The sequence below is a fragment of the Ilumatobacter sp. genome (genome assembly GCF_965215205.1).
Taxonomy (GTDB): Bacteria; Actinomycetota; Acidimicrobiia; order Acidimicrobiales; family Ilumatobacteraceae; genus Ilumatobacter_A.
The window spans coordinates 933,688-959,134 of record NZ_OZ244049.1; the positions used below are offsets into that span (position 1 = coordinate 933,688).

The 25,447-nt window shown below is 72.9% G+C and carries 21 protein-coding genes and 1 tRNA gene; 2 read left to right on the top strand and 20 right to left on the bottom strand.

Annotated elements, in window-relative coordinates:
* Positions 1–47: 47 nt before the first annotated feature.
* From ACOOHC_RS04445 to ACOOHC_RS04470, 6 genes are all read right to left on the bottom strand, one after another.
* A complete protein-coding gene (locus ACOOHC_RS04445; protein ID WP_420452809.1) occupies positions 48–1,202 on the bottom strand; it encodes a vWA domain-containing protein in 1,155 nt (384 codons plus the stop codon).
* A complete protein-coding gene (locus ACOOHC_RS04450; RefSeq protein ID WP_420452810.1) occupies positions 1,199–2,107 on the bottom strand; it encodes an AAA family ATPase in 909 nt (302 codons plus the stop codon). The genes ACOOHC_RS04445 and ACOOHC_RS04450 overlap by 4 nt, the downstream gene beginning before the upstream one ends.
* Before the next feature lie 43 nt (positions 2,108–2,150).
* Positions 2,151–2,753 carry an FtsB family cell division protein gene (locus ACOOHC_RS04455; protein ID WP_420452811.1) on the bottom strand — a complete coding sequence of 201 codons (603 nt, stop codon included), beginning with the start codon at positions 2,751–2,753 and terminating at the stop codon, positions 2,151–2,153.
* Between the two features lie 101 nt (positions 2,754–2,854).
* On the bottom strand, positions 2,855–3,769 hold the full coding sequence (locus tag ACOOHC_RS04460) for an SCO6745 family protein (protein WP_420452812.1): 915 nt from the start codon (positions 3,767–3,769) through the stop codon (positions 2,855–2,857).
* Between the two features lie 112 nt (positions 3,770–3,881).
* Positions 3,882–5,162 (bottom strand): phosphopyruvate hydratase, encoded by a 1,281-nt coding sequence (gene eno / locus ACOOHC_RS04465; protein WP_420452813.1) that lies wholly within the window; start codon positions 5,160–5,162, stop codon positions 3,882–3,884.
* Positions 5,155–6,459, bottom strand: coding sequence for a DUF4032 domain-containing protein (locus ACOOHC_RS04470; protein ID WP_420452814.1), 1,305 nt, complete (start codon positions 6,457–6,459; stop codon positions 5,155–5,157). Before ACOOHC_RS04470 ends, eno begins: the two co-directional genes overlap by 8 nt.
* 134 nt (positions 6,460–6,593) lie before the next feature.
* On the opposite strand from ACOOHC_RS04470, the gene ACOOHC_RS04475 reads away from it, so the two are divergent.
* Positions 6,594–8,747, top strand: a complete 2,154-nt coding sequence (locus ACOOHC_RS04475; protein ID WP_420452815.1) for a hypothetical protein — start codon at positions 6,594–6,596, stop codon at positions 8,745–8,747.
* Between the two features lie 45 nt (positions 8,748–8,792).
* Here ACOOHC_RS04475 and mazG read toward each other — a convergent pair whose 3' ends face one another.
* From mazG to ACOOHC_RS04520, 9 genes are all read right to left on the bottom strand, one after another.
* Positions 8,793–10,289 (bottom strand): nucleoside triphosphate pyrophosphohydrolase, encoded by a 1,497-nt coding sequence (gene mazG / locus ACOOHC_RS04480; RefSeq protein ID WP_420452816.1) that lies wholly within the window; start codon positions 10,287–10,289, stop codon positions 8,793–8,795.
* Between the two features lie 10 nt (positions 10,290–10,299).
* Entirely contained in the window at positions 10,300–11,175 is an 876-nt protein-coding gene (locus ACOOHC_RS04485; protein WP_420452817.1) for a peptidylprolyl isomerase, read from the bottom strand.
* Between the two features lie 101 nt (positions 11,176–11,276).
* The gene (gene mfd / locus ACOOHC_RS04490) at positions 11,277–14,801 is read right to left on the bottom strand and encodes a transcription-repair coupling factor (protein ID WP_420452818.1); all 3,525 of its coding nucleotides are present in this window, start codon (positions 14,799–14,801) and stop codon (positions 11,277–11,279) included.
* A 79-nt stretch (positions 14,802–14,880) separates the two neighbouring features.
* Entirely contained in the window at positions 14,881–15,501 is a 621-nt protein-coding gene (gene pth / locus ACOOHC_RS04495) for an aminoacyl-tRNA hydrolase (protein ID WP_420452819.1), read from the bottom strand.
* 21 nt (positions 15,502–15,522) lie between these two features.
* Positions 15,523–16,224 (bottom strand): 50S ribosomal protein L25, encoded by a 702-nt coding sequence (locus tag ACOOHC_RS04500; RefSeq protein ID WP_420452820.1) that lies wholly within the window; start codon positions 16,222–16,224, stop codon positions 15,523–15,525.
* A 150-nt stretch (positions 16,225–16,374) separates the two neighbouring features.
* Positions 16,375–18,120 carry a hypothetical protein gene (locus tag ACOOHC_RS04505; RefSeq protein ID WP_420452821.1) on the bottom strand — a complete coding sequence of 582 codons (1,746 nt, stop codon included), beginning with the start codon at positions 18,118–18,120 and terminating at the stop codon, positions 16,375–16,377.
* A gap of 37 nt (positions 18,121–18,157) precedes the next feature.
* Positions 18,158–19,147 (bottom strand): ribose-phosphate diphosphokinase, encoded by a 990-nt coding sequence (locus ACOOHC_RS04510; protein ID WP_420452822.1) that lies wholly within the window; start codon positions 19,145–19,147, stop codon positions 18,158–18,160.
* Positions 19,148–19,197: 50 nt separating this feature from the next.
* Complete coding sequence (locus ACOOHC_RS04515; RefSeq protein WP_420452823.1) at positions 19,198–20,283, bottom strand: bifunctional N-acetylglucosamine-1-phosphate uridyltransferase/glucosamine-1-phosphate acetyltransferase; 1,086 nt, start codon at positions 20,281–20,283, stop codon at positions 19,198–19,200.
* A gap of 92 nt (positions 20,284–20,375) precedes the next feature.
* A tRNA-Gln gene (locus tag ACOOHC_RS04520) sits at positions 20,376–20,446 on the bottom strand.
* A gap of 106 nt (positions 20,447–20,552) precedes the next feature.
* Here ACOOHC_RS04520 and ACOOHC_RS04525 point away from each other — a divergent pair.
* Positions 20,553–20,645, top strand: a complete 93-nt coding sequence (locus tag ACOOHC_RS04525; protein WP_015442868.1) for a 30S ribosomal protein bS22 — start codon at positions 20,553–20,555, stop codon at positions 20,643–20,645.
* A gap of 15 nt (positions 20,646–20,660) precedes the next feature.
* Here the strand turns inward: ACOOHC_RS04525 and ACOOHC_RS04530 are convergent, their stop codons facing one another.
* The 5 genes from ACOOHC_RS04530 to metG all read right to left on the bottom strand — a co-directional run bounded on the left by ACOOHC_RS04530 (position 20,661) and on the right by metG (position 25,446).
* The gene (locus tag ACOOHC_RS04530) at positions 20,661–21,422 is read right to left on the bottom strand and encodes a 4-(cytidine 5'-diphospho)-2-C-methyl-D-erythritol kinase (RefSeq protein WP_420452824.1); all 762 of its coding nucleotides are present in this window, start codon (positions 21,420–21,422) and stop codon (positions 20,661–20,663) included.
* A gap of 10 nt (positions 21,423–21,432) precedes the next feature.
* The gene (gene rsmA / locus ACOOHC_RS04535) at positions 21,433–22,377 is read right to left on the bottom strand and encodes a 16S rRNA (adenine(1518)-N(6)/adenine(1519)-N(6))-dimethyltransferase RsmA (protein ID WP_420452825.1); all 945 of its coding nucleotides are present in this window, start codon (positions 22,375–22,377) and stop codon (positions 21,433–21,435) included.
* Positions 22,378–22,408: 31 nt separating this feature from the next.
* On the bottom strand, positions 22,409–22,951 hold the full coding sequence (locus ACOOHC_RS04540; protein WP_420452826.1) for a hypothetical protein: 543 nt from the start codon (positions 22,949–22,951) through the stop codon (positions 22,409–22,411).
* A gap of 141 nt (positions 22,952–23,092) precedes the next feature.
* Positions 23,093–23,923, bottom strand: coding sequence for a TatD family hydrolase (locus ACOOHC_RS04545; RefSeq protein WP_420452827.1), 831 nt, complete (start codon positions 23,921–23,923; stop codon positions 23,093–23,095).
* A complete protein-coding gene (gene metG, locus ACOOHC_RS04550; RefSeq protein ID WP_420452828.1) occupies positions 23,920–25,446 on the bottom strand; it encodes a methionine--tRNA ligase in 1,527 nt (508 codons plus the stop codon). The genes ACOOHC_RS04545 and metG overlap by 4 nt, the downstream gene beginning before the upstream one ends.
* Position 25,447 lies beyond the last annotated feature (1 nt).

Genomic DNA, 25,447 nt, shown 5'->3' on the forward strand with positions numbered 1-25,447 from the left:
TCGGTGCCACCGCGCCCGCCGCGCCGGTCGTCGCCGTGGCGGACCCGTCACCGGCCGATGACCTCGATCAGCTCCTCCATCGCCGCCACCGAGTGGCCCTCCACGAAGGAGTCGACGTGGGGCAGCGCCGCCGCCATCCCCCGAGCGAGCGGTGCGTACCCGGGCGTCACCTTCAGCGGGTTGACCCACACCAGGCGGTGCGTGACCCGGTGCAGGCGCTGCATCTGCTCGGCGAGCACGTCGGGGTCGCCCCGGTCCCAGCCATCGGAGAGGATCACCACGATCGAGTTGCGCGCGAGTCCGCGCACCCCCCACTCGTCGTTGAACCTGCGCAGCCCGTCGCCCAGGCGGGTCCCACCGCTCCAGTCGGTCACCAGCTCCGACGCCGAGGCGAGCGCGACGTCGGGGTCGCGGCTCGCGAGCTCGCGCGTGATGCGCGTCAGGCGCGTCCCCAGCGCGAACGCCTCCACCTTCTGGCGTCCGGCGACCGCGGCGTGGACGAAGCGCAGCAGGGCCCGGGCGTAGGGCTCCATCGAGCCGCTCACGTCGAGCAGCAGGACCAGGCGGCGCAACCGGGTGGTGGGGGAGCGGAAGCGACGCTCGATCGGCTCGCCGCCCGAGCGGATCGTCGCCTGCATCGTGCGACGGATGTCGGGGTTCGAGGTGGCGCGGCGAGACGGTCCGAGGCGCAGCGAGGAGCGCGGCGAACCGACGAGGCGGAGGTCCGACATCAGCTCCTGGGCGCGCACCAGCTCGTCGGGCTCGTAGCGGGCGAAGTCCTTGTGTCGCAGGACCTCGGTCGCCGAGAAGCGCAGCTCGATCGTCCGGTCGTCACCGGGGTCGGCGCCGTCGGGCGGCTGATCGTCGGCGGCGTCGTCGTCGTCGTCGTCGATGGCGATCGTCACCTCGGTCGCCTCGTCGGGGGCGTCGTCGTGCTCGAGCCCTCGTCGATCGTCGAAGAACACGGCGAACGCCCGGTCGTAGACCTCGATGTCCTCCGGCTCGTGGACGAGGGTCGAGCGGCCCGCCCAGTACACCCCGTCGCGGTCGTCGATCCCGAGCGCGCACAGCGCCTCGGCGAAGGTGTGGGTGCAGCTCGTCGGCACCGTCACCCGGACGCCGCGCAGCACCCGGGTGAACGCGACCGCGATCCGGGCGGCGTCGCTGCGTTGGACGATCGGCGTCGGCGACGGCCAGCTCACCCGTGGAGGAGGCCCTTCTCGAAGGCCTGCCGGACCACCGACGCGACTCCGTGCTGGTCGACGCGCTGGTGGTCCTCGCGGTACTTGAGCACCGTGCCGAGGGTGTTCTCGACGAGCTGCTCGTCGAGGGACGACGCCCCCAGCCGTCCGAGCGCGGCGGCCCAGTCGATCGTCTCGGCGACCCCGGGCGGCTTGTAGAGGTTGAGGCCGCGCAGGGCCTCGACGGCGCCGGCGACCTGGCGTGCGAGCCCGTCGGCGACCCCGGGGACGCGGAGCTTGACGATCGCGACCTCGCGCTCGAAGTCGGGGTGCTCGACCCAGTGGTACAGGCAGCGGCGCTTGAGCGCGTCGTGGACGTCGCGCGTCCGGTTCGAGGTGAGCACCACGACCGGGGGACGGTCGGTGCGGAACACGCCGATCTCGGGCACGGTCACCTGGAAGTCGGAGAGCACCTCGAGCAGGTACGCCTCGAACTCGTCGTCGGCGCGGTCGACCTCGTCGATCAGCAGCACCGGCGTCGGCCCCTCGACGGGCTCGATCGCGCGCAGCAGCGCCCGCTTCACGAGGAAGCGCTCGCCGTACAGCTCGGACTCCAGGTCGTCCGCCGTCATCGACGACGTCTCCCCGGTCGCCTCGGCGGCTCGCAGGTGGAGGAGCTGGCGCGAGTAGTCCCAGTCGTAGACCGCCTGCGCGGCGTCGATCCCCTCGTAGCACTGCAACCGGATCAGCTCCCCGCCGGTCCACCCGGCGAGCGCCTTCGCGAGCTCGGTCTTGCCGACCCCGGCCTCCCCTTCGAGCAGCAGGGGGCGCTGCAGCGAGATGGCGAGGAACACCGCCGTGGCGATCCCCTCGTCGGGGAGGTACCCCTGATCCGACAGGGCGGTGCTCACGTCGCTCGGCGTCACGCCTGCGACACTACCCCTCGTGGTGGCGGCACTCCCGGGGCGCTCAGCCCTCCGCGGGCCCGCTCGTGCCGGCCGTCGTGTCGCCGCTCGTGCGGGCCGTCGTGTCGCCGTTCGCGTCCGTGCTGCCGGTCGCGTCGGTGCCGTCGGCCGTGCTGTCGGGGGTCACCACCGCGGGACCCGCCTCGCGCGCCGAGACGATCTCGCCGACGACGCTGTAGGGCCAGCCGTCGGGGAGGTCGGTCGACAGCGGCGGGAGGGGGAGGACGGACGCCCGCTCCTCGCCCTGCTCGACGAAACCGTAATCCTCACGCGCGGCTTCACGGATGCCGTCCGCCGTCTCGAGGCGCTCGGTTTCGGTCCGCAGCTCGCCGTTGACGCGGCGCAGCTCGTCGAGTTGGAGCTGCCGCCGCTCGATGTCGGCGCTCTGATCGCGCCAGGTGCCGATCGGCAGGACGAAGACCGCCACGGCGATGGTCGCGATCACGGTCATCGCCAGCAGGCCCGCGACGATCGCGAACCGCGGGCGCCGGCTGATGCGTCGCTCGATCGGGATCGGGCGGGTCAGGTCGCCGAGGCGCGAGCGGCCGGCGTCGGCCGGCTTCGCCCCGGCGGGGCGCGCGATGGAGGTCGTCTTCGAGCGCGGCACGGGCACAGTCTGGCAGCGTCGAGCACCCTCTGGTGGCCACCCGACCGGAACATCTCGACCTCGACTCGAGATCGAGGCGGCTCCGAGGTCGCTGCACGTCGTCAGCCGGCTGCTCGCTTGAACGGGTCGGGTGGGAACGCTCGGGCGTCGACGCAGCGGGCGGACCAGTCGCCGAGGCGGTCCAGCAGCCCCTCGAGATCGTCGCCGAGCGCGTCGACGAGGACCTGCTGGGCCGCATCGGTCGCCCGCTCGATCCCGTCGCGCAGATCTCGCCCCGCAGCCGACAGCTCGTCGCCGTCCAGCAGGCCCTCGGCGCGCATCGACTCGGCCTCGGCCGCGATCGCGGGTTCCGCCCACCCGCGCGTCGCCGTGTACGACCCGAGCGACATGCCGACCCACGTCTCGGTGAGCAGGTTGGCGCGCAGCGCGCCGACACCGGCGGTGGCGCACGCCGCGCTGTGGCCGTCCCCCCGATGCTCGCGCACCGCCTCGCACGCACGCCACAGGACGCCCACGTCGTCGTCGGGCCAGCCGAGCGCCACCACCCCGGCGAACAGCGGGCGGGCCATCGCGTCGGCGCCGTCCACGGCGCGGCGCAGGTGGGCGGCGGCGTCGGCGATCTCGTCGGTGTCGACCCCGTCGAGCACCCCGCGGAGGCTCTCGATCGTCGCGGCGTCGCGTGCGCTCAGCAGCTCGGCGCGCGCGCGCACCGACCGCGCCTGCTCGAGGGTGGCGCGCAGCATCGACGGCTCGAACACGGCGAACGACGCCACGGCCACGGCCGGGTCGCAATCGCCGAGCAGCCCGGCGCGGGCCCCGACGTAGGCGCCGAGGAAGTCGAGTCCGAGTGCCTCCATCGCGTCGCCGGTGCCCTCGCACCACACCGAGTGCATCGCCAGCGGCTCGATCGCGTCGCGCAACCGGCGGCCCGGCGACGCGTCGACCGTCGGTCGTGGCACCGGGATCGGAGTCGGAGGGGGTGAGAAGACGGCGGCGACGACCTCGGCTCGATCCATCCGATCATCCTCCCACCGCCGCGGGATCGGCCCCGCTGTCGGAGCGGCACCCGCGCCGCACGGCGACGCACCGCGTGGTCGCAGCGGCGGAGCGGGGTCCGGACGGGCGCGATCAGCGCAGCGGCGCGAGGGCGGAGCGGCCGCGGTAGGCCGCCGCCTCGCCGAGCATCGACTCGATGCGCAGCAGCTGGTTGTACTTCGCCACCCGATCCGAGCGCGCCGGCGCACCGGTCTTGATCTGGCCGCAGTTCGTCGCCACGGCGAGATCGGCGATCGTGGAGTCCTCCGTCTCGCCCGACCGGTGGCTCATGACCGAGGTGTAGCCGTGGCGGGTGGCGAGGTCGACGGTGTCAAGCGTCTCGGTCAACGAACCGATCTGGTTGACCTTGATCAGGATCGAGTTCGCGACGTCGGAGTCGATGCCGGTGCGGAGGCGGTCGGAGTTGGTGACGAAGAGGTCGTCGCCGACGAGCTGCACCCGGTCGCCGACGGCCGCGGTCAGCGTCGCCCACCCGTCCCAGTCGTCCTCGTCCATCGCGTCCTCGATCGAGACGATCGGGTACTGGTCGACCAGGCGCGCCCAGTAGTCGCTCATCTCGGCCGGCGACAGCACCTTCCCCTCGCCGGTGAGCTGGTAGGCGCCGTCGGAGAAGATCTCGCTGACCGCCGGGTCGAGCGCGATCGCGATCTCGTCGCCCGCGGAGAACCCGGCTCGCTCGATCGCCTCCAGGAGCACGGTGATCGCCTCCTCGTTGGAGTCGAGGTCGGGGGCGAACCCGCCCTCGTCGCCGATCGCCGTCGACAGCCCTCGACCGGCGATGACCTCCTTGAGCACGTGGTACGTCTCGGTGCCCCACCTCAGCGCCTCGGAGAAGCTCGGCGCGCCGACCGGCATGATCATGAACTCCTGGAAGTCGATCGAGTTGTCGGCGTGGGCGCCGCCGTTGATCACGTTCATCATCGGGACCGGCAGGACGTGGGCGTTCGGGCCGCCGAGGTAGGCGTAGAGCGGGAGGTCGACCTCCGACGCCGCCGCCTTCGCCACCGCGAGGCTGACCCCGAGCACGGCGTTGGCCCCGAGGCGCGCCTTGTTCTCCGTGCCGTCGAGGTCGATCATCGCACGGTCGACGAGGCGCTGGTCGAGCGCGTCGGTCCCCACGAGCCGCTCGCCGATCTCGTCGTTGACGAACGCCACCGCCGACAGCACCCCCTTGCCGCGGTAGCGGTCCCCGCCGTCGCGCAGCTCGACCGCCTCGTGCTGGCCCGTCGACGCCCCCGAGGGCACGGCCGCACGACCCTCCGCCCCGGAGTCCAGCATCACCTCCACCTCGACGGTCGGGTTGCCGCGGCTGTCGAGGATCTCACGCCCGACGATGTCGATGATCTCACTCATGGGCGTCGAAGGTAGCGCTTCCCCCGTCGGCCTCCCGCGTGATGTTCACCTCGTCGGGGGCGTCCGCGAGGACGTTCGCGATGTAGGAGTCGAGGGCCTGCTCGAGGGTGACGTCGGCGTTGTCCTGCTGGCACAGGAACCACCGGTGCTCGAGGAGCTGGTGGTAGATCTCGGCCGCTTCCAGCTTGGCGAACAGGTGGGGCGGGATCGAGGCCATCAGCGGCTCGAAGCGGTCGTCGAGCCAGCGCACCGCGACCACGTTCTCGGGCAGGGTGCGCACGGCGGTGCCCCCGTGGCCGATCGGCTCGCCGCTGTCGATCTTCGCCTGGCGCTCCTGGTTCAGCTCGTGGCCGAAGCTGCGGATGTCGGCGAGCAGCCGTCGCGCCTGGTTCTCGGTCGTCTCGAGCCCGGTGAGGCTCCGCAGCCGCCCGCGGTGGAACCCGTGCTCCACCACCCGGGGGATGTAGCGGAACCCGCCGGCGTCGGCGTCGTCGACGATGTCCATCTCCTCCACGTCGAAGCCGAGGTCGTGCAGTCGCTCGAGGCGCCGGTCGATCTTGTGGGTCTCGCCCGGGGCGAACTGGTCGGCGTCGGTCAGCTCGGCCCACAGCTGCGCGTAGCGCTGCTCGATCTGCCGCGCGATGTCCATCGGGTCGATGTCGACGTGCAGGCGGCCGCCGGCCTGCAGGTCGAGCAGGCCGCCCGCGACGTTCTCCGAGGCGACCTGCAGGTCGAGGCTGCGCTGCCCGGACGAGAGCACCTCGTAGCGCTCCCCGGTCTCCATGTCGATCACGTACGCGGAGAGCGCTCCCGCGTCACGACGGAACAGGGTGTTCGACAGCGAGCAGTCGCCCCAGAAGAACCCGGCCAGGTGCAGCCGGACCAGGAGCCCGACGAGGGCGTCGAGGACCCGCTCGCCGAGGTAGGGGATCTGCAGGCCGCGGCCCGCCAGCAGGGTGCGGTACGGGATGGAGTAGTCGATGTGGCGGGTGACGAGCATCCCGTCGACCGCGCCTCCGCCGTCGTCGACGCGGCCGGTCACGGCTCCGACCACCTCCGCCGTCGGCAGCCCGGCGACGTCGAGCTCGCGCAGCAGCCGGTACTCGCGGGCGACGAGGTCGTCGGGGAGCTCCTTGATCACGTAGCTCGTGCCGTGGAGCTCGATCAGGCGGACGATGTGGCGGTGGAGCCCGAGCACGCCGTGCATGTCGGGCAGGGACCAGTCGTCCAGTCGGCGTAGGAAGGGGAGGCCGGCGACGTCGGGGTGCTCGGAGGGACTGGCGATCTGCACTCGCATCGCCTCCAGTCTCTCGCACCTCGGGAGCGGTCGGGCGCGGTCGGGCGCGGACGTGGCGGTGGACGTGGCGGTGGACGTGGCGGTGGGCCGCCGCTCGCCTCAAGTCAGGGTCGCCGCGCGCCGATGGGTGTGAGGTGAGCGAGGCCGAGACCGTGGTGGACGCAGGACCGCAGCGAGCGGACGACGCCGCCTGGTCCCTGCCGACGCCGACCGGTCGGGTCGACATCCCCGACTCGGTGCGCGAGCCGGTCGCCGTGCCGCGCCGCCTGCCGATGTGGCCCATCCGGGCCGCGGCCGTGCTCGGCGCGACCGGGGCGTTCGGGCTCGCCGGGTGGCAGATCAGCCGAGCGATGGCGGGCCAGCCGCGCCTGGCGTCGATCTCGGCGGCCGAGGTCGTGCTGGCGGCGCTCGCCGCGGCCGCGGTCGTGCTGTGGACGTGGGTCGTGGTGGAGAACGCCCGTCGCCTCCTCTCGCTCGGCTACACGAAGGACCCGCCGTCGCCCGCGGCGGTCTCGTCGGCCTGGGCGCCGCCCCTGCTCTTCGTCGGGTTCGCCGTCGCTTCGATCGCGTACCTCGAGCGGCGGCTCAACGACCCCTCCGTCGAGTCGACCTCGACCATCCCGCTGGCGCTGAGCTGCGCCGCGCTCGTCGCCACCCTGTTCGTCTCCTACCGCCCCCTGTTCCTGCTGTCGGCGATCATGCGCCGCCTGGGCGGCGGGGTGGGGGACCTCGCCCGGTGGGTGTGGGTCCCCATCTCGATGGTGGTCGTCGGAGCCGCCTCGCTCGTCGCGCTGCGCGCCGGGGGCGCGTACGGCGACGACGTCGAGGGGTTCGCTCCGGCGTGGGCGATCGGGGTCGTGGCGATCCCGCCGCTGGTCATCCTGCTCTCCCTCGCCTGGAAGGGGTGCGCCCACGTCGAGGAGGTCGTCGCCCTGGCGTTCGCACGCACGGCGGGCGCGAGCGCGACCGGTGCCGGTCGGCGCGACCTCGGCCTGGTCGCACGGGCGCTGCGCGCCGACGCCCGCCCGCCGATCCACCGCGACCTGCGCGCCCGCGTCCGCCTGCTCCCCGGAGCCGGACCGGTGCGACTGCTGGTCATGGTGTCGGTCGCGTCGCTGACCCTGATCAGCGTCGTGGGAGCCCTGGTGATGGTGCTGTTCTGGCGCGAGGCGGCCGACGGGGCGCTCCTCCCGTCGCAGCGCGATCGGGCGTGGGACGCGCTCGCCGTGCTCCAGCGCCTCGAGCGGGCGGTGGCCACGATCGCGCTCGCCGTCGTGGCCGCGTGGTCGTTCGTGACCGTGCTCAACGCCCGGATCGCGAGCGGACGACGTCGCAACCCGTTGCTGGCAGCGGCGGCGTGGCCCGCCGCCGGCGCCGCCGTGTGGAGCATCAACGACCGGCTCTCCGAGGCCGACGGCGTCGCGATGGTCGTCGGGCGGTTCGCGCTGCAGGCGCTCGCCCTGTACGTCCCCGTCCTCCTCCTCGAGCGGACCGCTCTGACCGTCGGCGCCCGCCGCACCCCGCTCCGGTTGACCTGGGCGATCGGGGTGGTGCTGTTCGTGCACGTCCAGGGCCTCGGCGGGCTGGCGACGCTCCAGGAGGAGGCCGACGTGTCGCGCTTCGGGCGCATCGCCGGGTACCTGGCGCTCGCCGTCCTGCTCGAGCTGATCGCGACGATCACCGTCGCCGACGCCACGCGCCAGATCGGTGACGCCTCCTCCGCGATCGCCGACAAGCACAACTTCCTCGCCGAGCAGCGCTCGCTCATCGGCGAGCGGGCCGAGCAGCGTGAGGTTCGGCGAGCGTCGTCCGCGACGGGGTCCGCAGCGGCGGAACCCCCCGGGGAGCCGACCGTCGGCCGTCGACGCCGGGACGCGGCGCGACCGGGTCGCCCCGAGCCGGACACCACCCACGAGAGCGCGCCGGCGTCGTCGACGGCGCCGGGGACGACCCCCCTCGGCCCCGCCCCCTCGGAGTCCATCTCGGAGGTCGTCGGCGCCTCGGTCATCGGGCGCGGCGCCGATCCCGATCCCGATCCCGATCCCGATCCCGGTCCCGGTCCCGATCCCGATCCGGCGGTCGTCGCCCCGTCCGAGCCGGCGGAGTCCCGCGGTGCGGCCGGGTGCGACGACGTCGAGCCGTCGACGGCTCAGGACCCGTCGCCGCCACCGCCGGCCGCGAGGACCCCGATGTTCATCCCCCCGCTGGTGCTGCGCTCGAGCACCGGCGATCGGCGCCGGGTGCGCTCGGCGCCACGCTCGAACCCCGGCGAGCCCGACGGCGGCTGAGGGAGCGATCCGCCACGCCGAGGCGGTGATCCCGTGTCGCGCCGATCAGCGCCGCTTCGCCTGCTCCCACAGCTCGTCGAGGGTCGCCGGGTCGGCGGATCGCAGCTCGACGCCGCGCTCCGTCGCCACCGACTCGACGTGCGTGACGCGCGCCCGGAACTCGTCCGTCGAGCGGCGCAGCGCGAGCTCGGGGTCGACGCCGCAGTGGCGGGCGACGTTCACGACGGCGAACAGCAGGTCGCCCAGCTCGTCGACGATCTCGTCGTCCACCGTGCCGTCGATCGCCTCGAGCAGCTCGGCGGTCTCCTCGGCGATCTTGTCGACGGCCCCCGTCACGTCGGCCCAGTCGAACCCGACCTTCGACGCGGCCCGGCCGGTCGCCGCCGCCGACGACAGCGCGGGCATCGAGCGGGGGATCCCGTCGAAGATCGAGCGGCGGTGCGCCTTCTCGGCGCGCTTGATCGCGTCCCAGCCGGCCGAGGCCGCCGCGGCGTCGTCGACGCGCACGTCGCCGAACACGTGGGGGTGTCGACGGACGAGCTTGTCGTGGATGCCGGTGACGACGTCGGAGATGGTGAAGCGGCCCTCCTGCTCGGCGATCGCGGCGTGGAACTCGATCTGGTACAGCAGGTCGCCGAGCTCCTCGACGAGGTCGTCGTCGCTGGAGGGGTCGTCCTCGTCGAGGCCGGCGAGCGCGTCGACCACCTCGTAGGTCTCCTCGAGCAGGTAGGGCACCAGGGAGTCGTGGGTCTGCTCGACGTCCCACGGGCAACGCTCGCGCAGGGTCCGCACGAGCTCGTGGAAGCGCACCTGGTGCCGGCCGATCGGCGCGCCGAGGCGGGGGATCCACAGCGAGGTCAGGTGGTCGGCCTCGACGGTCCGGTCGAGCTCGGACCAGGTCGTCTCGACGACGAGCTCGTCGTCGGTGCCGAGGGCCTGCAGGATGGTCACGGACTCGTCGCCGGTGGCGTCCTCCACGGCGAGCTTGATGTCGGACAGCACCCAGTCGGCGTGGGCGTGGGCGACCAGCAGGGGTCCGGGTTCGCCGGCGGCGGCGGTCGCGAACTCGTGCCCGTCGACGAGGCGGACGCCCTCCTCGACCGGGTCGACGCCCAGGCGCGCCCACGCCACGTCGAGGAACGACATCGCCGGCCGGACGTCGACCGAGACGCCCTCGTCGTCGGCGGACTCGAGCAGCAGGCGGACGGTCCGCTCCAGCACGAGCGGAGAACCGGGGACCGCGTAGAGGATCTCGCCCACTCGACGGGCCTCGTCGCGCAGGCGGCGGGCGATCTCGACGTAGACGTCGTCGAAGCGGTCGGCCGACTCGTACAGGTCGTCGTGGGTGACGACGTCGCGGCGGTCGCCCCCGGCGCGCTCGGCCGCGTCGATCAACAGGTGGGCGCAGGGGTGCACGGCCGTGCGCAGGTGGCGGTGCTGCGCACGCTCGATCTCGTCGAGGGTCTCCGCGGTGACGTGGCTCCCGGCACCGGGGCCGAGGCCGACCACGACGATCCGGGGACCGTCGTCGGACGCGGCCATCGGACGACGATCAGCCGAGCCCGACGACGGTGCCCGTCACCGGGTCGAAGGTGCCGTAGCGGGGGTCGACCTCGACGTCCGTCGTCTCGGCGACGAAGCGGGGGTCGGTCTCGAAGCGCGCGAGGTCCGCGCGCGACGACTCGCCGTCGCCGAGCAGGATCACGTGGTAGCCGAACTCGGAGCGGACGGGCTCGGTCGGCTCCCCGATCTCGGCGTCGAGGACGCCCTCGGCGAACTCGGGCACGAAGGTCGCCTGGAGCGTGTCGACGTCGAAGCACCCGAGCTCACCGCCGTTCTCCGCGGAACCGGGATCGGCCGACCGCTCGGCGGCCAGCTCGGCGAAGTCGGCGCCGTCGGCCAGGCTCGCCGTGACCTCCTCGGCCTCGGCCTCGTCGTCGACCAGGATGTGGGAGACGCACGCCAGCCCGGACGCCTGCGGTCCCCGGGCGTAGCGGTCGACGAAGTCGTCCGACGCGGTGGTCTGCGCCTCGCCGAGGGCCTGCTCGCCGGCGACGAACTCGACGATGAACCCCCGGGTCGACTCCGACAGGCCGTCGAAGCCGTCCAGCTGCGCGCTGAGCGTCGTGCGCACCTCCTCGGCGGTCTCGGCGGGGATCTCGACGTCCTGCGTGCGCAGCGCCACGTCCTGCAACTGGCCCTGGACCCAGATGCTGATCGCCTGGCGCACGTCGAGGCCGCTCGACGGATCGCTCTCGCCCGTCGGGGTCGAACCCGGCAGGACGCTCAGCAGCTCGTCGAGCACCCCCTGGTCGAGCTCGGCCGAGCCGACGCTCGCGATCGCTTCGTCGTCCACGACCGACGAGCACCCCGCCGCCAGGATCGCGGTCGCGACGGGGAGGAGGAACCACTTCGGTCGACGGATCACGGGAACGCACGCTACCCGTGCGCCGTGCGCCCGGGGTGGCGCCGTCGTCGAGGCCGACCGCTGCCGCCGCGCGCGCCACCGGCACGAACCGGCCGGAGGGATCAGTCCTCCTCGAGGGGCACCAACTCGCGCAGGAACCCGACGAGGAACTCGGCGGGATCGCGGCGGCGGGGGAGAGGGACGACGAGCTGGCGCAGGTCCTCCTTGTACTTCGCCCCCTTCGACAGTCGCCGGAGCCGCAGGGTGGCGCTCATCTTCAGCTCGATCGGCTGGATGCGCGCGTCGTTCGTCGTGATCTGGAGATCGCGGATGCCGAGGCGGTGGCACTCGGCGCGCAGGTAGCCGACCTGCAGCAACGACTCGGCGGGCGCCGGGAGCGGGCCGTAGCGATCCTCCCACTCGGTGCGGATGTCGTCGACGCGGGCCTCGGTGGTGACGTCGGCGAGGCGGCGGTACGCCTCGAGGCGCAGCTCCTCCTTGGCGACGTAGTCCTCGGGGAGGAACGAGTCGGTCGGGACGTCGAGCTTGATCTCCGGCGGCGCGTTCGGCGCGGGCTCGCCCTTCATCTCGCTGACGGCCTCGGTGACCATCTGGCAGTAGAGGTCGTAGCCGACCGCCGCGATGTGACCGGACTGGGATTCCCCCAGCAGCGAGCCCGCGCCACGGATCTCCAGGTCGCGCATCGCGATCTTGAACCCGGAGCCGAGCTCGGTCGACTCGCCGATCGTGCGCAGCCGCTCGTACGCCTCCTCCGTCAGCGTCTTGTCGCGGGGGTGGAACAGGTACGCGTACGCGCGCTGGCCGGACCGGCCGACGCGCCCGCGGATCTGGTGCATCTGACCGAGGCCGAGCAGGTCGGAGCGCTCGACGACGAGGGTGTTCACCGCCGGCATGTCGATGCCCGACTCGATGATCGTGGTGCACACGAGGACGTCGAACTCGCCGTCCCAGAAGTCCTGCACCACCTGCTCGAGGGTCCCCTCGTCGAGCTGGCCGTGGGCGATCGCGATGCGCGCCTCGGGGACGAGCTCGCGCAAGCGACGCGCCGCCGTCTCGATCGATCGCACCCGGTTGTGCACCCAGAACACCTGGCCCTCGCGCAGCAGCTCGCGGCGGATCGCCTCGACCGCCACGCGCTCGTCGTACTCCCCGACGTAGGTGAGGATCGGTTGGCGCTCCGCCGGCGGGGTCTGCAGCAGCGAGAGGTCGCGGATGCCGACGAGGCTCATCTCGAGCGTCCGCGGGATGGGGGTCGCGGAGAGGGTGAGGACGTCGACGTTCGTCTTCATCCGCTTCATCTTCTCCTTGTGCTGAACACCGAAGCGCTGCTCCTCGTCGACCACGAGGAGGCCGAGGTCCTTGAAGCGGATGTCGGTGGCGAGCAGGCGGTGGGTGCCGATGATGCAGTCGATCTCGCCGGACTCGACCTCCCGGATGACCTTCTTCGCCTGAGCCGGGGTGAGGAAGCGCGAGAGGACCTCGACGCGGATCGGGTACCCGGCGAAGCGATCGGCGAAGGTGTTGCCGTGCTGGGTCGCGAGCAGCGTCGTCGGCGCGAGCACGGCGACCTGCTTGCCGTCCTGGATGGCCTTGAACGCGGCCCGGATCGCGATCTCCGTCTTGCCGAACCCGACGTCGCCGCACACCAGGCGGTCCATCGGGAACTCGCGCTCCATGTCGGCCTTGATGTCGTCGATCGCGCGTGCCTGGTCGGGCGTCTCGACGAACGGGAACGCCTCCTCCATCTCGGCCTGCCACGGGGTGTCCTGGGCGAACCGGTGGCCCTCGGCGGTGACCCGCTGCTGGTACAGCAGCACCAGCTCCTGCGCGATCTGGCGCACCTCGGACTTCACCCGGCTCTTCGTCTTGGCGAAGTCGGATCCGCCGAGCTTGTGCAGCTTCGGGGCCTCACCGCCGACGTACTGGCGGATCGAGTCGATCTGGTCGGAGGGGATGTAGAGCTTGTCGCCGCCCTTGTACGACAGCAGGAGGTAGTCGCGCTCCACCCCGCCGATCGCCCGCTTGACCATCCCCTCGTAGACGCCGACGCCGTGCTGGTGGTGGACGACGAAGCTGCCCGCGGTGAGGTCCTCGAAGGTGCTCGCGGTCTCGCCGCGCTTGCGGGCGCGTGCGCTGCGGTGCGCACGACGGCGCCCGGTCAGGTCGGACTCGGCGACGATCGCGACCTTCGCCCGCCCGAGGGTCACGCCGCGCTGGAGGGGGGCCACGACGATGCTCCCCCCGGGGGGCAGCTCGATCCCCGCCCCGTCGCCGTCGCCGGTCGAGGTGCGGATGCGCAGGTCGAGGCCCTGGTCGAGCAGGAGCGACTTCAGCCGCCGCGCCGAGCCGTCGCCGTCGGCGGCGACCACCACCCGGTAGCCGTCGGCGAGCAGCTCGCTCAGGCGGTCGGTGAGGCCGGTGCCGTCGCCGACGACGGGACCCCAGCCCATCGCCTGGACGACGTCGACGTCGGGCGACTCCGGCGTGGAGTCGATGGACCAGAACGAGCCGGCCCGGGCGAGCAGGACGTCGGGCTCCGCGTGCAGCCGGGGGAACGTCTTGTCCGGGTCGCGCGCCCACGTCGACGCCAGGGTGCGGGCGAGGTCGTCCTCCTCGGCGATCAGGTCGGCGGCGCGGTCGCGCATCCGGCGTGGCTCGACCAGGACGACCTTGGCCGAGTCCGGCAGCACGTCGGTGATCAGGGTCTCGTCGTCGGCGAGCCAGGGCAGCCACGACTCCATCCCGTCGAAGTGGTTGCCGTCGGCCAGGCGCTCCCACTGCTCGCGGCCCCACGGCTCACGCTCGACGAGGGCAGCGGCCCGCTCGCGGACCGTCGCGGTGGGCGTCAGCTCACGGGCGGGGAAGACGCGCACGTGGTCGAGGTCGACGGTCGAGCGCTGGTCGCTCACCGCGAAGCGGGTCAACCGGTCGACCTCGTCACCCCACAGGTCGATGCGGATCGGCGCGTCGGCCGTCGAGGGGTACACGTCGATGATCGCACCCCGGCGGGCGAACTCGCCACGGTGCTCGACGAGCTCCTCACGGCGGTACCCGAACTCGACGAGGCGGGCGGCGAGGGCGTCGGGGTCGACCTCCCCGCCGGGTCGGATCTCGATCGGCTCCACCTCGAGCGCGCCCGGGCCCAGCTTCTGCAGCAGGCCGCGCACCCCGGCCACGATCACCTTCGGCGCCCGCTCGGGGTCGCGCAGCCGCCACAGGACGTCGAGGCGCTGCCCCATCGTCTCGACGTTCGGGCTGACGCGCTCGAACGGGAGGGTCTCCCACCCCGGGAACAGGGCGACGTCGTCCACGGGGAGGAACTGCACGAGGTCGTCGTGGAGCTGGCGCGCCATGGTGCCGGTCGGGCAGGCGACGAGCAGGGGACGTCGGTTCGACAGCGTCGCGAGCCCGGCGATCGCGATCGGGCGGGCCACCTCGACCACGGCGAGGCGGGCGTCGGGATCGCCGAAGGCGCGGGTGAGGCCGGGCTCGTCGCGCAGCAGCGGGGGAAGCGACGCGAGGGCTCCCACCCCGGTCCGCGCCGGGACGGCGGGGACCCCGGCCGATCCGGGCGCGGGGCGGGCGTCCGCAGCGGTGCGCAGCTCGTCGTGGCGGACGTCGGTCATCGGCGGCCATTGAACCGCGCCCCGCCGGGATCCGCTCCGACGTGCTCGGTGAAACCGGGCGCACCCGGTGCGACCGGGTTCAGCGCTTGGCGTTGCGGCGCTGCATGGCGGCGTCGACGCCGCTCGCGACGATCTCCTCGACCGCGTCCGCCGCGTCGACGATCGCGACGTCGAGCTGCTCGCGGACGCGCCGGGGGACCTTGGCCAGCACGTGCACCTTGCCGACGTGAGCGCTGTCGGGCTTGCCGACCCCGATGCGCACGCGCAGGTAGTCCTGGGTGCGCAGGTGCTGCGTGATCGACCGCAGCCCGTTGTGACCGGCGAGCCCGCCACCGCTCTTGACCTTCAGCTCACCCGGGGGCAGGTCGAGCTCGTCGTGGACGACGACGATCCGCTCGGGAGCCTCGATCCGGTACCGCCGGACCATCGCCTGCACCGAGCGGCCCGAGTCGTTCATGTACGTGATCGGGAACGCGAGCGCGACGCGCTCGTCGCCATCCGCTCCCGGCAACCGCACCTCGGCGATCAGCGCCTCGTCGCGCCCCCCCTTGAGGGTCGCGCCCCGACGCTGCGCGAGCAGGCGGATCGCGTCCTCACCGACGTTGTGGCGGGTGCCCGCGTACTTCGGCCCGGGGTTGCCGAGACCGACGACGAGCCAGTCGAGGGGCGCGCCCTTCCCCGCCCGGGCGAACAGGCCCACGTCAGCGCCGGGCGCGGGCGGTCACGCGCCCGAGTCGCCGGAGGAGTCGTCGCCGTCGGCGTCGGTGCCCTCGGCTGCGTCGTCGGCGCCCTCGGCGCCCTCGGCGCCCTCGGCGAGCTCGGCCGCCGCGGCAGCGGCCTCGGCCTCCATCTCGTCGAGCACCGGCGTGCGCATGATCGACACGGTCACCACGGTGCGCTCCGGGTCGGCGGTCGGCACGACGCCCGACGGGAGCTGGAGGTCCTCGACGTGGATCGTCGACTCCATGTCCATCTCCGAGATGTCGACGACGACCTCGTCGGGGATGTTGCGCGGGGTCGTCGACACCTCGAGCTCGGTCATGATCTGGTCGACGAGGCCGTTGTTGTCGTCGACCTCCTTCGACTCGCCGGTCAGGTGGATCGGGACGTTGACCACGATCTGGGCGTTCAGGTCGACCTGGATGAAGTCGAGGTGCTCGATGTTCAGCCGCACCGGGTGGCGCTGCACGTCCTTGATGATCGAGGGGTACATCTCCCCGTCGATCGTGAGGTCGAGGATCGTGTTCAGACCCGACGTCCCCGACAGGGCGGTGCGCAGGTCGCGCCGGTCGACCGAGATGCTCGTCGGCGCCATGCCCATCCCGTAGACGACGGCGGGGATGCGACCCTCGGCGCGCATGCGACGTGCGGCCGAGCTCCCGGTGGGGCGGCCGGAGGTGGCGTGGAGGATGGTCTCGCTCATGGTGTTCGTGTCCTGACGTGTGCGGCGGGTGCCTGACGAGTCCGATCGTCGTCAGGTGCCTCCGGTCCGATTGCGGCAGCCCTCGACGCTATCGGCGACGCGCTCGGCCCGCGCTCGGCTCCCGGCTGGTCGTCGCGCGCCGCGACCGCCTCAGGCGCAGCGTCCGCGGGCGGCGCGGACGTCGAGGATCGTGGAGTCGACGAGCTCGCTGCGCACCTCGACGCGGTCGAGGTCGACGGATCCGACCGCTCCCGGCGCGTCGCCCTCGACCACGAGCAGGTCGATGCGTGCCGCGCACAGCTCGTCGAGCAGGGCGTCGCCCGAGCTCTCGATCGGGGTGCCCCAGTAGGTGCAGCCCGCGGCGAAGCAGATCCCCAGGTAGTCGAAGTCCTTCACCGACGTGGCGACCCGCTCCCCCTGCTCGATCGCCGCCACCGCCGGCAGCGACTCCCGCTCGGTCTCGGAGACGTCGTCGCCGAGCTCGGCGAGCGCGGCGAGGGACCACGGCAGCGAGACGACCGCGACGACCGCCGCCAGCGCGACCGCCGTGGTGCGAGCCGGTGCACGCCCGGCGCTCACGCGCCGTACGAGTCGATCGACCCCGTGGGCGGCGACGGGCACCGACAGCAGCAGCGGCGGCCACAGGTAGCGGTCGTTAACGACGGCGAGCGAGATCCCCACCACGTACGCCGCCGCGCTCGCGGCGATGATCAGCACCGGGGCCGCGCCGCGCTCGACGGTGGGACGTCGGGTCGAGGCGATCCGGCGCAGGGCGACGAGCGCGACCGCCGCAGCGGTGAGCGCCGCCGCGATCACCGTCCCGGCGAGCAGGGAGGTGGTGCTCGCCGCCTTGCGCACCGAGGTGACGAAGCGGGCGACGCGCCCGTCGACGACGAGCTCACGCCCGTCGCCGTCGACCGCTCGCTCGTCGAGGTCGACGCGCTGGCCCGACGCCAGGGTCGCGGTCGACGGGTTCTCCCACGCGGAGACGGCCTCGGCCCCCGTCGGGCGGAGCAGCCCGGCCCAGTCGAACGGGTTGCCCTGGGCGCCGGGAGCGGTGATCCGGGCGTGGTAGGTCGCCGACTGGTTGAACGTCGGCGTCCCGAACGACACCGACAGCACGACGGACCAGCCGATCGCCACCGCGGCGAGCACGCCGAGCGCCGTCGCCCCCGACCGCCACCAGCCACCCGCCGCCCTCGCGGCGGACCGCTCCCCGGGCGGTTCCGGCGTCGTTCGCGTCGGGGGTGGGAGCGCCCACGACACGACGACCCAGATCACGACGAACGCGATCGAGAACGGGAGCGCGAACACCTTCGTCAGGAAGCCCAGCGACGTCCACGCACCCACCTCGAGCCCGCGCCGGGTCGCGCAGCGGCGATCGTCGAGGGCCGCCGCGAACGCGCCGGCGACGAGGAGCGAGAGCAGGTGGTCGGCGCCGTCGAGCGACAGCGCCATCCACAGCTGGAACGGGATCGTGCCGACGAGGAGGACCTCGATCGCGGCGCGCGACGTCGCCGGGTCGCGCACCGTCCGGTGGACCAGTGCGCGGAGGCGGTCGGTCGTCGCCACCGCGATGCCGACCGCGAGGATCGCCTGCGCGGACGTCGCAGCCACCCCGATCCGCAGGAACGGCGCGAGCAGCCACGGGTAGAGGGGCGACCAGTAGCCGTTGATCGCCTCGTCGAGGTCGCCGCCCGCCCAGTGCTCGGCGATCGACAGGTACGCCGAGTAGTCGGGCGTGACCAGCGGTCGGTGCAGCGATCCCTCGACGAGCAGCGCGACGGCCGCGATCGCGAGCACGATCTCGGGGACCCGGCGGGTCAGCGCCGCTCCGGTCCCCGCGGGCGCGCCCGCGCGGCGGGAGGTGGGATCCTCGAGATCGCTCGCACCCATCCGCGCAGGATCGCACCGGATCGGAGGTGGGGCACCCTCAGGCGAGGTTCTCCCCGTCGAAGATGTCGCTGACGCTGGTGTCGTCGAACACCGCGCCGAGCGCTTCCGCGATCAGGGGCGCGACCGAGAGCACCTCCACGTTGGGCAGGTGCTTCTCCGAGGGCAGCGGGAGCGAGTTGGTGAGCACGAGCCGCTCGATCGGCGCGTTCTTCAGCCGGTCGACGGCCGGGCCCGACAGCAGGCCGTGGGTCGCCATCGCCCACACCTCGCCGGCGCCGCGCTTCTTGAGCAGCTCGGCCGCGGCGACGATCGTCCCGGCGGTGTCGATCATGTCGTCGGTCAGCACGCAGGTGCGACCCTGCACGTCGCCCATCACCTCGGCGGCCTCCGAGACGTTGGTGGTCCCCTTCGGCCGGCGCTTGTAGATGAACGCGAGGTCCGCGCCGCAGTCGCCGAGGTGCTGGGCCATCCGCTCGGCGACCTTGATCCGCCCCGCGTCGGGCGACACGATCACCGGCTCCCGCGCGTTCTGGCGGACGTAGTTCTCGAGCACCGGCATCGCGGTCAGGTGATCGACGGGCCCGTCGAAGAACCCCTGGATCTGGCCGGAGTGCAGGTCGACGGAGATCATCCGCTTCGCCCCGGCCGCCTTGAACATGTCGGCCACCAGGCGGGCGGTGATCGGCTCGCGGCCCGCCGCCTTGCGGTCCTGCCGGGCGTAGCCGTAGAACGGGCACACGGCCGTGATCCGCTTCGCGGACGCGCGCGCCGCCGCGTCGATCATGATCAGGTGCTCCATGATCGAGTCGTTCACCGAGCGACCGTCGACACCGAAGTGGGTCTGCATCACGAACACGTCGGTGCCGCGCACCGACTCACCGAAGCTGCAGCGGATCTCGCCGTTCGCGAACTCGACGAGGTTGTCGTGGCCGACCTCGATGTTCAGGTGGGTCGCCACCTCCTCGGCGAGGGCCGGGTGGGTGCGTCCCGTGTACAGGGCGAGCCGCTTGGTGGTGACCTTCTCCATGGTGTGATCCTCCGTGTCGGCGGCGCCCGCCCGTCCGCCCGTGGACGCGATCAGCCCGCGGGCGCAGTGTAGAACGAGCCGGTCACGCCCTCCGCAACGACGCACGACCCGGGCGGGAGGTGCGCGTAGGGGCCGACCACGGCCCCCGGTCCGACCTCGGCTTCGTGCGCGACGGTGTGCGAGACGGTCGAACCCCGACCGATCGCGCTGTCGACCAGACGGGCGTCGGGGCCGATCTCGCACTCGTCGCCGATCGCGGTCGAACCCTGCAGGATCGTGCCCGGGAACAGGGTGACGTCGCGCCCGATCGACACGGTCACGTCGACGAAGGTCTGGCGGGGATCGAGCATGGTCACCCCGTTGAGCAGCCAGGAGCGGTTGGTGCGCGCGCGCAGCTCACGCTCCGCCAGGGCGAGCTGCCAGCGGTCGTTGACGCCCTGGGTCTCCTCGATCGGAGCCTGGACGCAGCTGATGCGGTGCCCCATCGCGGCGAGCACCGAGATCACGTCGGTGAGGTAGTACTCGCCCTGGGAGTTGTCGCTGGTGAGGGTGCGCAGGGCGGGGCCGAGCAGGTCGCGGCGGAAGGCGTAGATCGAGGTGCACACCTCGCGCACGTCGAGCTCCTCGGGGGCGGCGTCGCGCTGCTCGACGATGCGCTGGACCTGTCCGTCGGGACGGCGGATCACCCGGCCGTACCCGGTCGGGTCGGTCATCACCGAGGTGAGCATCGTGGCCGCGTTCGAGTTCGCGACGTGGGTCGCGACGAGCTCGTCGAGCGTCTCGGGGCGCAGCAGCGGGGCGTCGCCGGGGAGGATGACGACCGTCGCCTCGTCGTCGTAGTCGTCGCCGTCGAAGGCGGTCATGCCGATCGAGGCGGCGTCCCCGGTCCCGCGCTGCACCACCTGCTCGACGAACGCGACGTTGGCCCACGCCGGCGACATGTCCTGCACCTTCTTCGTCACCTGCTCGGCACCGTGGCCGACGACGACCGCCGTGCGCTCCGGATGCAGGCGCTCGAGCGCGTGGATCACGTGGAGCACCATCGAGCGCCCGCAGATCATGTGCAGCGGCTTGGGTCGGTTGGACCGCATGCGGGTCCCCTCACCGGCAGCGAGCACGATCGCCGAGACGCTCATCGGATCAGGCTAATCGCCTCGGCGCGCCGTTCGACCGGCACGCTCGTCGGGTGCCGGTCGTCGCGTCGACGTGGCGGCGCACGCGGGCCTTGCTCCGGGGGGAGGAATCGAACCCCCATTCTCGGCACCAAAAACCGCTGTCTTCCCGTTAGACGACCCCGGACCGGAGTTGTCGCCGTGCCGCGGGCCCACGTGGGCGGCGCGACCGGGCGACGGGGTCACGGTACCCGGCGTGTCGGGTCGAGCCACGCCCGGTAGCGTTGCCCACCATGGGTTCACTGATCAAGAAGCGGCGGAAGCGGATGCGCAAGAAGAAGCACAAGAAGATGCTCCGCCGCACGCGCCACCAGCGCCGCAAGTAGCCGGTCGCGCCGCCCTCACCCCGACCGGGGCAGGGTCCGCGCCACCACGATCCGAGCGCCCTCGTCGACCAGGTCGGCGAGGGCGTCGTCGCGCCTGCCCTCGGTGAACCACGTCGCGCCGCTGCCCGCCAGGACCGGTGGTCTCCCGACGCGATCGGCGATCGCGTCGCGCCAGCGCTCGAGGCGCGGCTCGACGGCGAGAGCGGCGGGTTCGAGGTCGTTCGGGCCGTCGGCGGTCGGTCCTCCGAGCTCGTCCCACGCCCGGTAGGCCGCCGGGGTCGCGACGCCCAGCGGCGGGATCACCAGGGTCACGACGCGGTCGACGTGGGGGAGCGGATCGACGATCTCGCCGATCCCTCTCACGCGGGCCCGCCCGCCCACCAGGCAGAACGGCACGTCGGCGCCGAGGCGCGACGCCGCCGCCAACTCGTCGGGATCGTCGCCGACGCCGTCCCAGCGCAGCACCGCGGCGGCGTCGGTCGACCCGCCGCCGAGACCGCCACCGTGGGGGATGCGCTTGTCGACCACGACGCTCGCCGTGCGACCGCGCCCGGCGAGCGCGAGCGACACCAGGTCGGTGCCGTCAGCGGCGATCCCCGTGGCGAACGGACCGGTGAAGCGGACCTGCGTCACGTCGACGTCGGGATCGATCTCGAGCACGTCGTGGAGGTCGAGGCCGACCATCTCGGCGTCGATCAGGTGGAAGCCGTCGTCGCGCACCCCCGTGACCCGCAGCGAGAGCGTCAGCTTCGCGTGGGCGCGCACCGCGACGCTCACGAGGATCGACTCACGTCGCGTCCCCGGCCTCGTCGTCGGCTCCGTCCCCGTCGGCGGCTGCGTGCCCACCGCCGGCGGTCGTGTCGGTGGTGCCGGCCGATGTCGCGGCGCGAGCCAGGCGCACCCAGGCGTCGAGGTCGAGCTCCTCGGGTCGTGCGGTCTCGGCCACCTCGGCGGCCCCGAACGCGCTCGGCTCGACGAGCGCCCCCAGCGACCGCCGGAGCATCTTGCGACGCTGCCCGAACGCGGTGCGCACCAGGTCGAACAGGTCGTCGGGCGGCACCGCCGGAGGGGTGCGGCGCACGATCTCCACCAACGAGGACTCGACGTTGGGGCGGGGGAGGAACACGGTGGCGGGGACGTGGCCGACCACGCGCGCCCGACCCCAGTAGGCGACCTTGACGCTGACCGCGCCCCGCGCACGGGCTCCGGCCGGGGCGGCGAAGCGCTCGGCGACCTCGCGCTGCACCATGACCAGCAGCCGGCCGACCTGCGGGACGCGGTCGAGGATGTCGCACACGAGCGGCGTGGCGACGTTGTACGGCAGGTTCGCGACGAGGGTCCACGGTCGCCCGCGTCCGATCGCGGCCCCGATGCCGCGCCCTGCGCCTCCGGCGCGGTGGGCCTCCACGAGGTCGACCCAACCGAGGTCCATCGCATCGGCCTCGACGACGGTCACCCGATCGAGGTGCTCGACCACCTCGCGCAGGACCGCGACGATGCCGTGGTCGACCTCGATCGCGGTGACGGAGGCGCCCGTCTCGGCGAGGGCGAGGGTGAGCGAGCCGAGCCCGGCGCCGATCTCGACGACGTGGTCGCCGGGGCCGACGCCCGCGAGCTCCGCGATCCTGCGGACCGTGTTCGCATCCGTCACGAAGTTCTGGCCGAGGTCGCGTCGGGGAGCGAGCCCGTGGTCGTCGAGCAGGTCGCGCAGCGCGGGGCGGGAGTGGGTCACGTGCGCGGCTCCCGACTCGCCCGGCGCGGCCTCACGAGCGTCGCACCACGTCGACCGGGATCGGCGCCTCGGTCGGGTCCGCGAGCCGGGAGAACGCCTCGAACCCGAGCACGATGCCGGCCACCTGGTCGTCGCCCGCCGACGTCGTCGTGCACTCGATGGTCCGCCCGTTGTCGAGGTTCGTGACGTCGACGTCCACCCCGGCCTCGAAGTCGAGCACGGGGCACGTGCTCTCGCCGATCGTTCGGCGGAAGCTCGCGTCCATCTGGGCCGGGGGGCTCTCCGGTCGCGCCGGCACGGCGACCTCCGCCACCCGGGGCTCGTCTCGGGGCGCTCCGCCGTCCATGAACACCGGCTCGTCGTCTGGAGCCTCGATCGGGGGGCGGCTCGGGGTGCGGCCACCGGTGCCGGGATCGTCGGACCCGACCACGGATCCGTCGGTGACCACCGCCGTCGCGCCGTCGCTGCCGTCGTCGATCTCGGTGCGGTTCAGGACGTACAGCGCCGGCAGGGCGAGGATCGTGACCAGCGCGAGGAACACGGTTCGTCGTCGGTCGGTGTCCTCGAAAGCCATGTCGCCTGGTCGTCCGGGTCGGCGGATCCTCCGGCTCGACGGGACCCCGATGGTAGCGGGGTGCCCCTCGCGCCGGCGGTCGGCCGCAGCGGGCTCGATCGGCGCACGGCCGCCGACCACGAGCGAGCGGACGTCTCGCGCTCAGGGGTCGAGGCGGCCGTCGAAGGCGTCGCGGGTGGCGGCGACGGTCGCGGCCGCGAACCGCTCGATCGGCTCGCCGCGCAGCTCGGCGAGGAACCGTCCGACATCGGGGACCCAGGCCGGTCGGTTGGTCCGCCCGCGGTGGGGGACCGGGGCGAGGTACGGGCTGTCGGTCTCGACGAGGAGGTGGGTCGACGGGCACATCCGCGCCGCCTCCTGGACCTCGCTCGCCGACGGGAACGTGACGATCCCGGAGAACGACAACCGGATGTCGCGCTCGAGCCCACGCTCGGCCTCGCCGGGTCCGCCGGTGAAGCAGTGGAACACGGTGCGCTCGGGGACGCCCTCCGCGTCGAGGATCTCGAACGTCTCCTCCCACGCGTCGCGCGTGTGGATGATCAACGGGAGGCGGTGCTCGTGGGCGAGGGCGATGTGCTGCGCGAAGACCTGCCGCTGCTCGGCGCGCGGCGAGTGCTCGTAGAAGTGGTCGAGTCCGGCTTCGCCGATCGCGACGATGCCCGGGGTGTCGAGCAGATCGACGATGGTGTCGATGCCGTGGCGCGCCTCGTGGGGGTGGAGCCCGACCGTCGCGAACACGCCGTCGTGGCGCGCGGCCAGGTCGATCGCGGCGAGCGAGGTCGCTCGATCGCAACCGACCGTGACCAGGACGCCGACGCCCTGCTCACGCGCGGCCTCCACGGCTCCGTCGGCACCGTCGGGGATCCGCTCGTCGTGGACGTGGCAGTGCGAGTCGATCCACGACAGCGCGGGCGGCGTCGCGTCGTCGCCGGGGGACGTGCCGGTGCCGGTGCCGACGGCCGGATCGCTCACGCCCGGATCCGCGGGAAGAGCGGATCGCCCTTGGTCACGGTCGCGCCACCCGGGTAGCCGCCCCACGCGGCGTCGTCGGGGAGCCGACGGTCGACGACCCGGCCGTCCATCCCGATGCGCTCCCAGATCGCCTGGGCCGTGTCGGGGACGGCCGGCGAGCACAGGATCGCCACGATCCGCAGCGCCTCGAGCGCGTCACCCATCACCGCGTCGACGTCGGGGCCGGGTTCGGCCCGCCACGGCTCGTTCTGCTCCAGGTGGGAGTTGGTCGCGCGGATCAGACCCCAGGTCGCCTCGAGCGCGCGGCTCGGCTGCAGCTCCTCCCAGCGGGCGGTGCTGTCGGCGAGGGCCGTGGCGGCCGCGGCGGCGAGATCCGACTCGGCCGACGGTGCGGGGCCGACGCCGCCGCACTTCTTGTCGACGACGGTGGCGACCCGCGCGACGAGGTTGCCGAGGTTGTTCGCGAGATCCGAGTTGTAGCGGCCGACCAGGCCCTCGTAGGTGAAGTCGCCGTCGCTGCCGTAGGGCGTCTCGGCCAGCACGTAGTAGCGGAACCCGTCGAGGCCGATGTCGTCGATCAGGTCGAGCGGGTCGACGACGTTGCCGGAGGTCTTCGACATCTTCTCTCCGCCGACGAGCAGCCACCCGCCGATCGCCCAGCGCGCGGGTGGCTCGACCCCGGCCGACATCAGCATCGCGGGCCAGTACACGCAGTGCTGCCGGACGATGTCCTTGCCGATCAGGTGGGTCGCCGGCCACCAGTCGCGGTAGGTGTCGGTCCCGTCGCCGAAGCCGACCGCGGCCAGGTAGTTCGTGAGCGCGTCGAACCAGACGTAGGCGACGTGGTCGTCGTCCCACGGCAGCGGGATGCCCCATTCGAGCGAGGTGCGGCTGATCGAGAAGTCACGCAACCCGCCGCGGATCAGGCCCAGCGCCTCGTTGCCGCGGTGCTCGGGGGTCATCGCGCCGGGGTGCCGCGCGTAGTGGTCGAGGAGGCGGTCCTGGAAGCGGCTGAGGCGGAAGAAGTAGTTCTCCTCCTCGAAGTACTCGACCGTGCGGTGGTGGATCGGGCACAGCTCGCCCTCGCCGACCACGCCGAGCTCGGAGACGAGCTCGGCGTCGTCGTAGTACTCCTCGCACGCCACGCAGTACTTGCCGGCGAACGTGTCGAGCTCGATGTCGCCGGCGTCCCAGCAGCGCTGCAGCAGCTCGGTCACCGCAGCGCGGTGGCGGGGTTCGGTGGTGCGGATGAAGTCGTCGTTGGCGATGTTCAAGCGCTCCCACGCCGCCGCGAACTGAGGCGCGATCCGGTCGGTGAACTCCTGGGGGGTCATCCCGGAGGCCTCGGCCGCCTGCTGGATCTTGAGGCCGTGCTCGTCGGTGCCCGTGAGGTACTTGGTGTCGTCGCCGAGCAGGCGGCTCCACCGGGTGATCGCGTCGCCGACGATCGTGGTGTAGGCGTGGCCCAGGTGCGGCTCGGCGTTCACGTAGTAGATCGGCGTCGTCACGTACGTCCGGCTCACG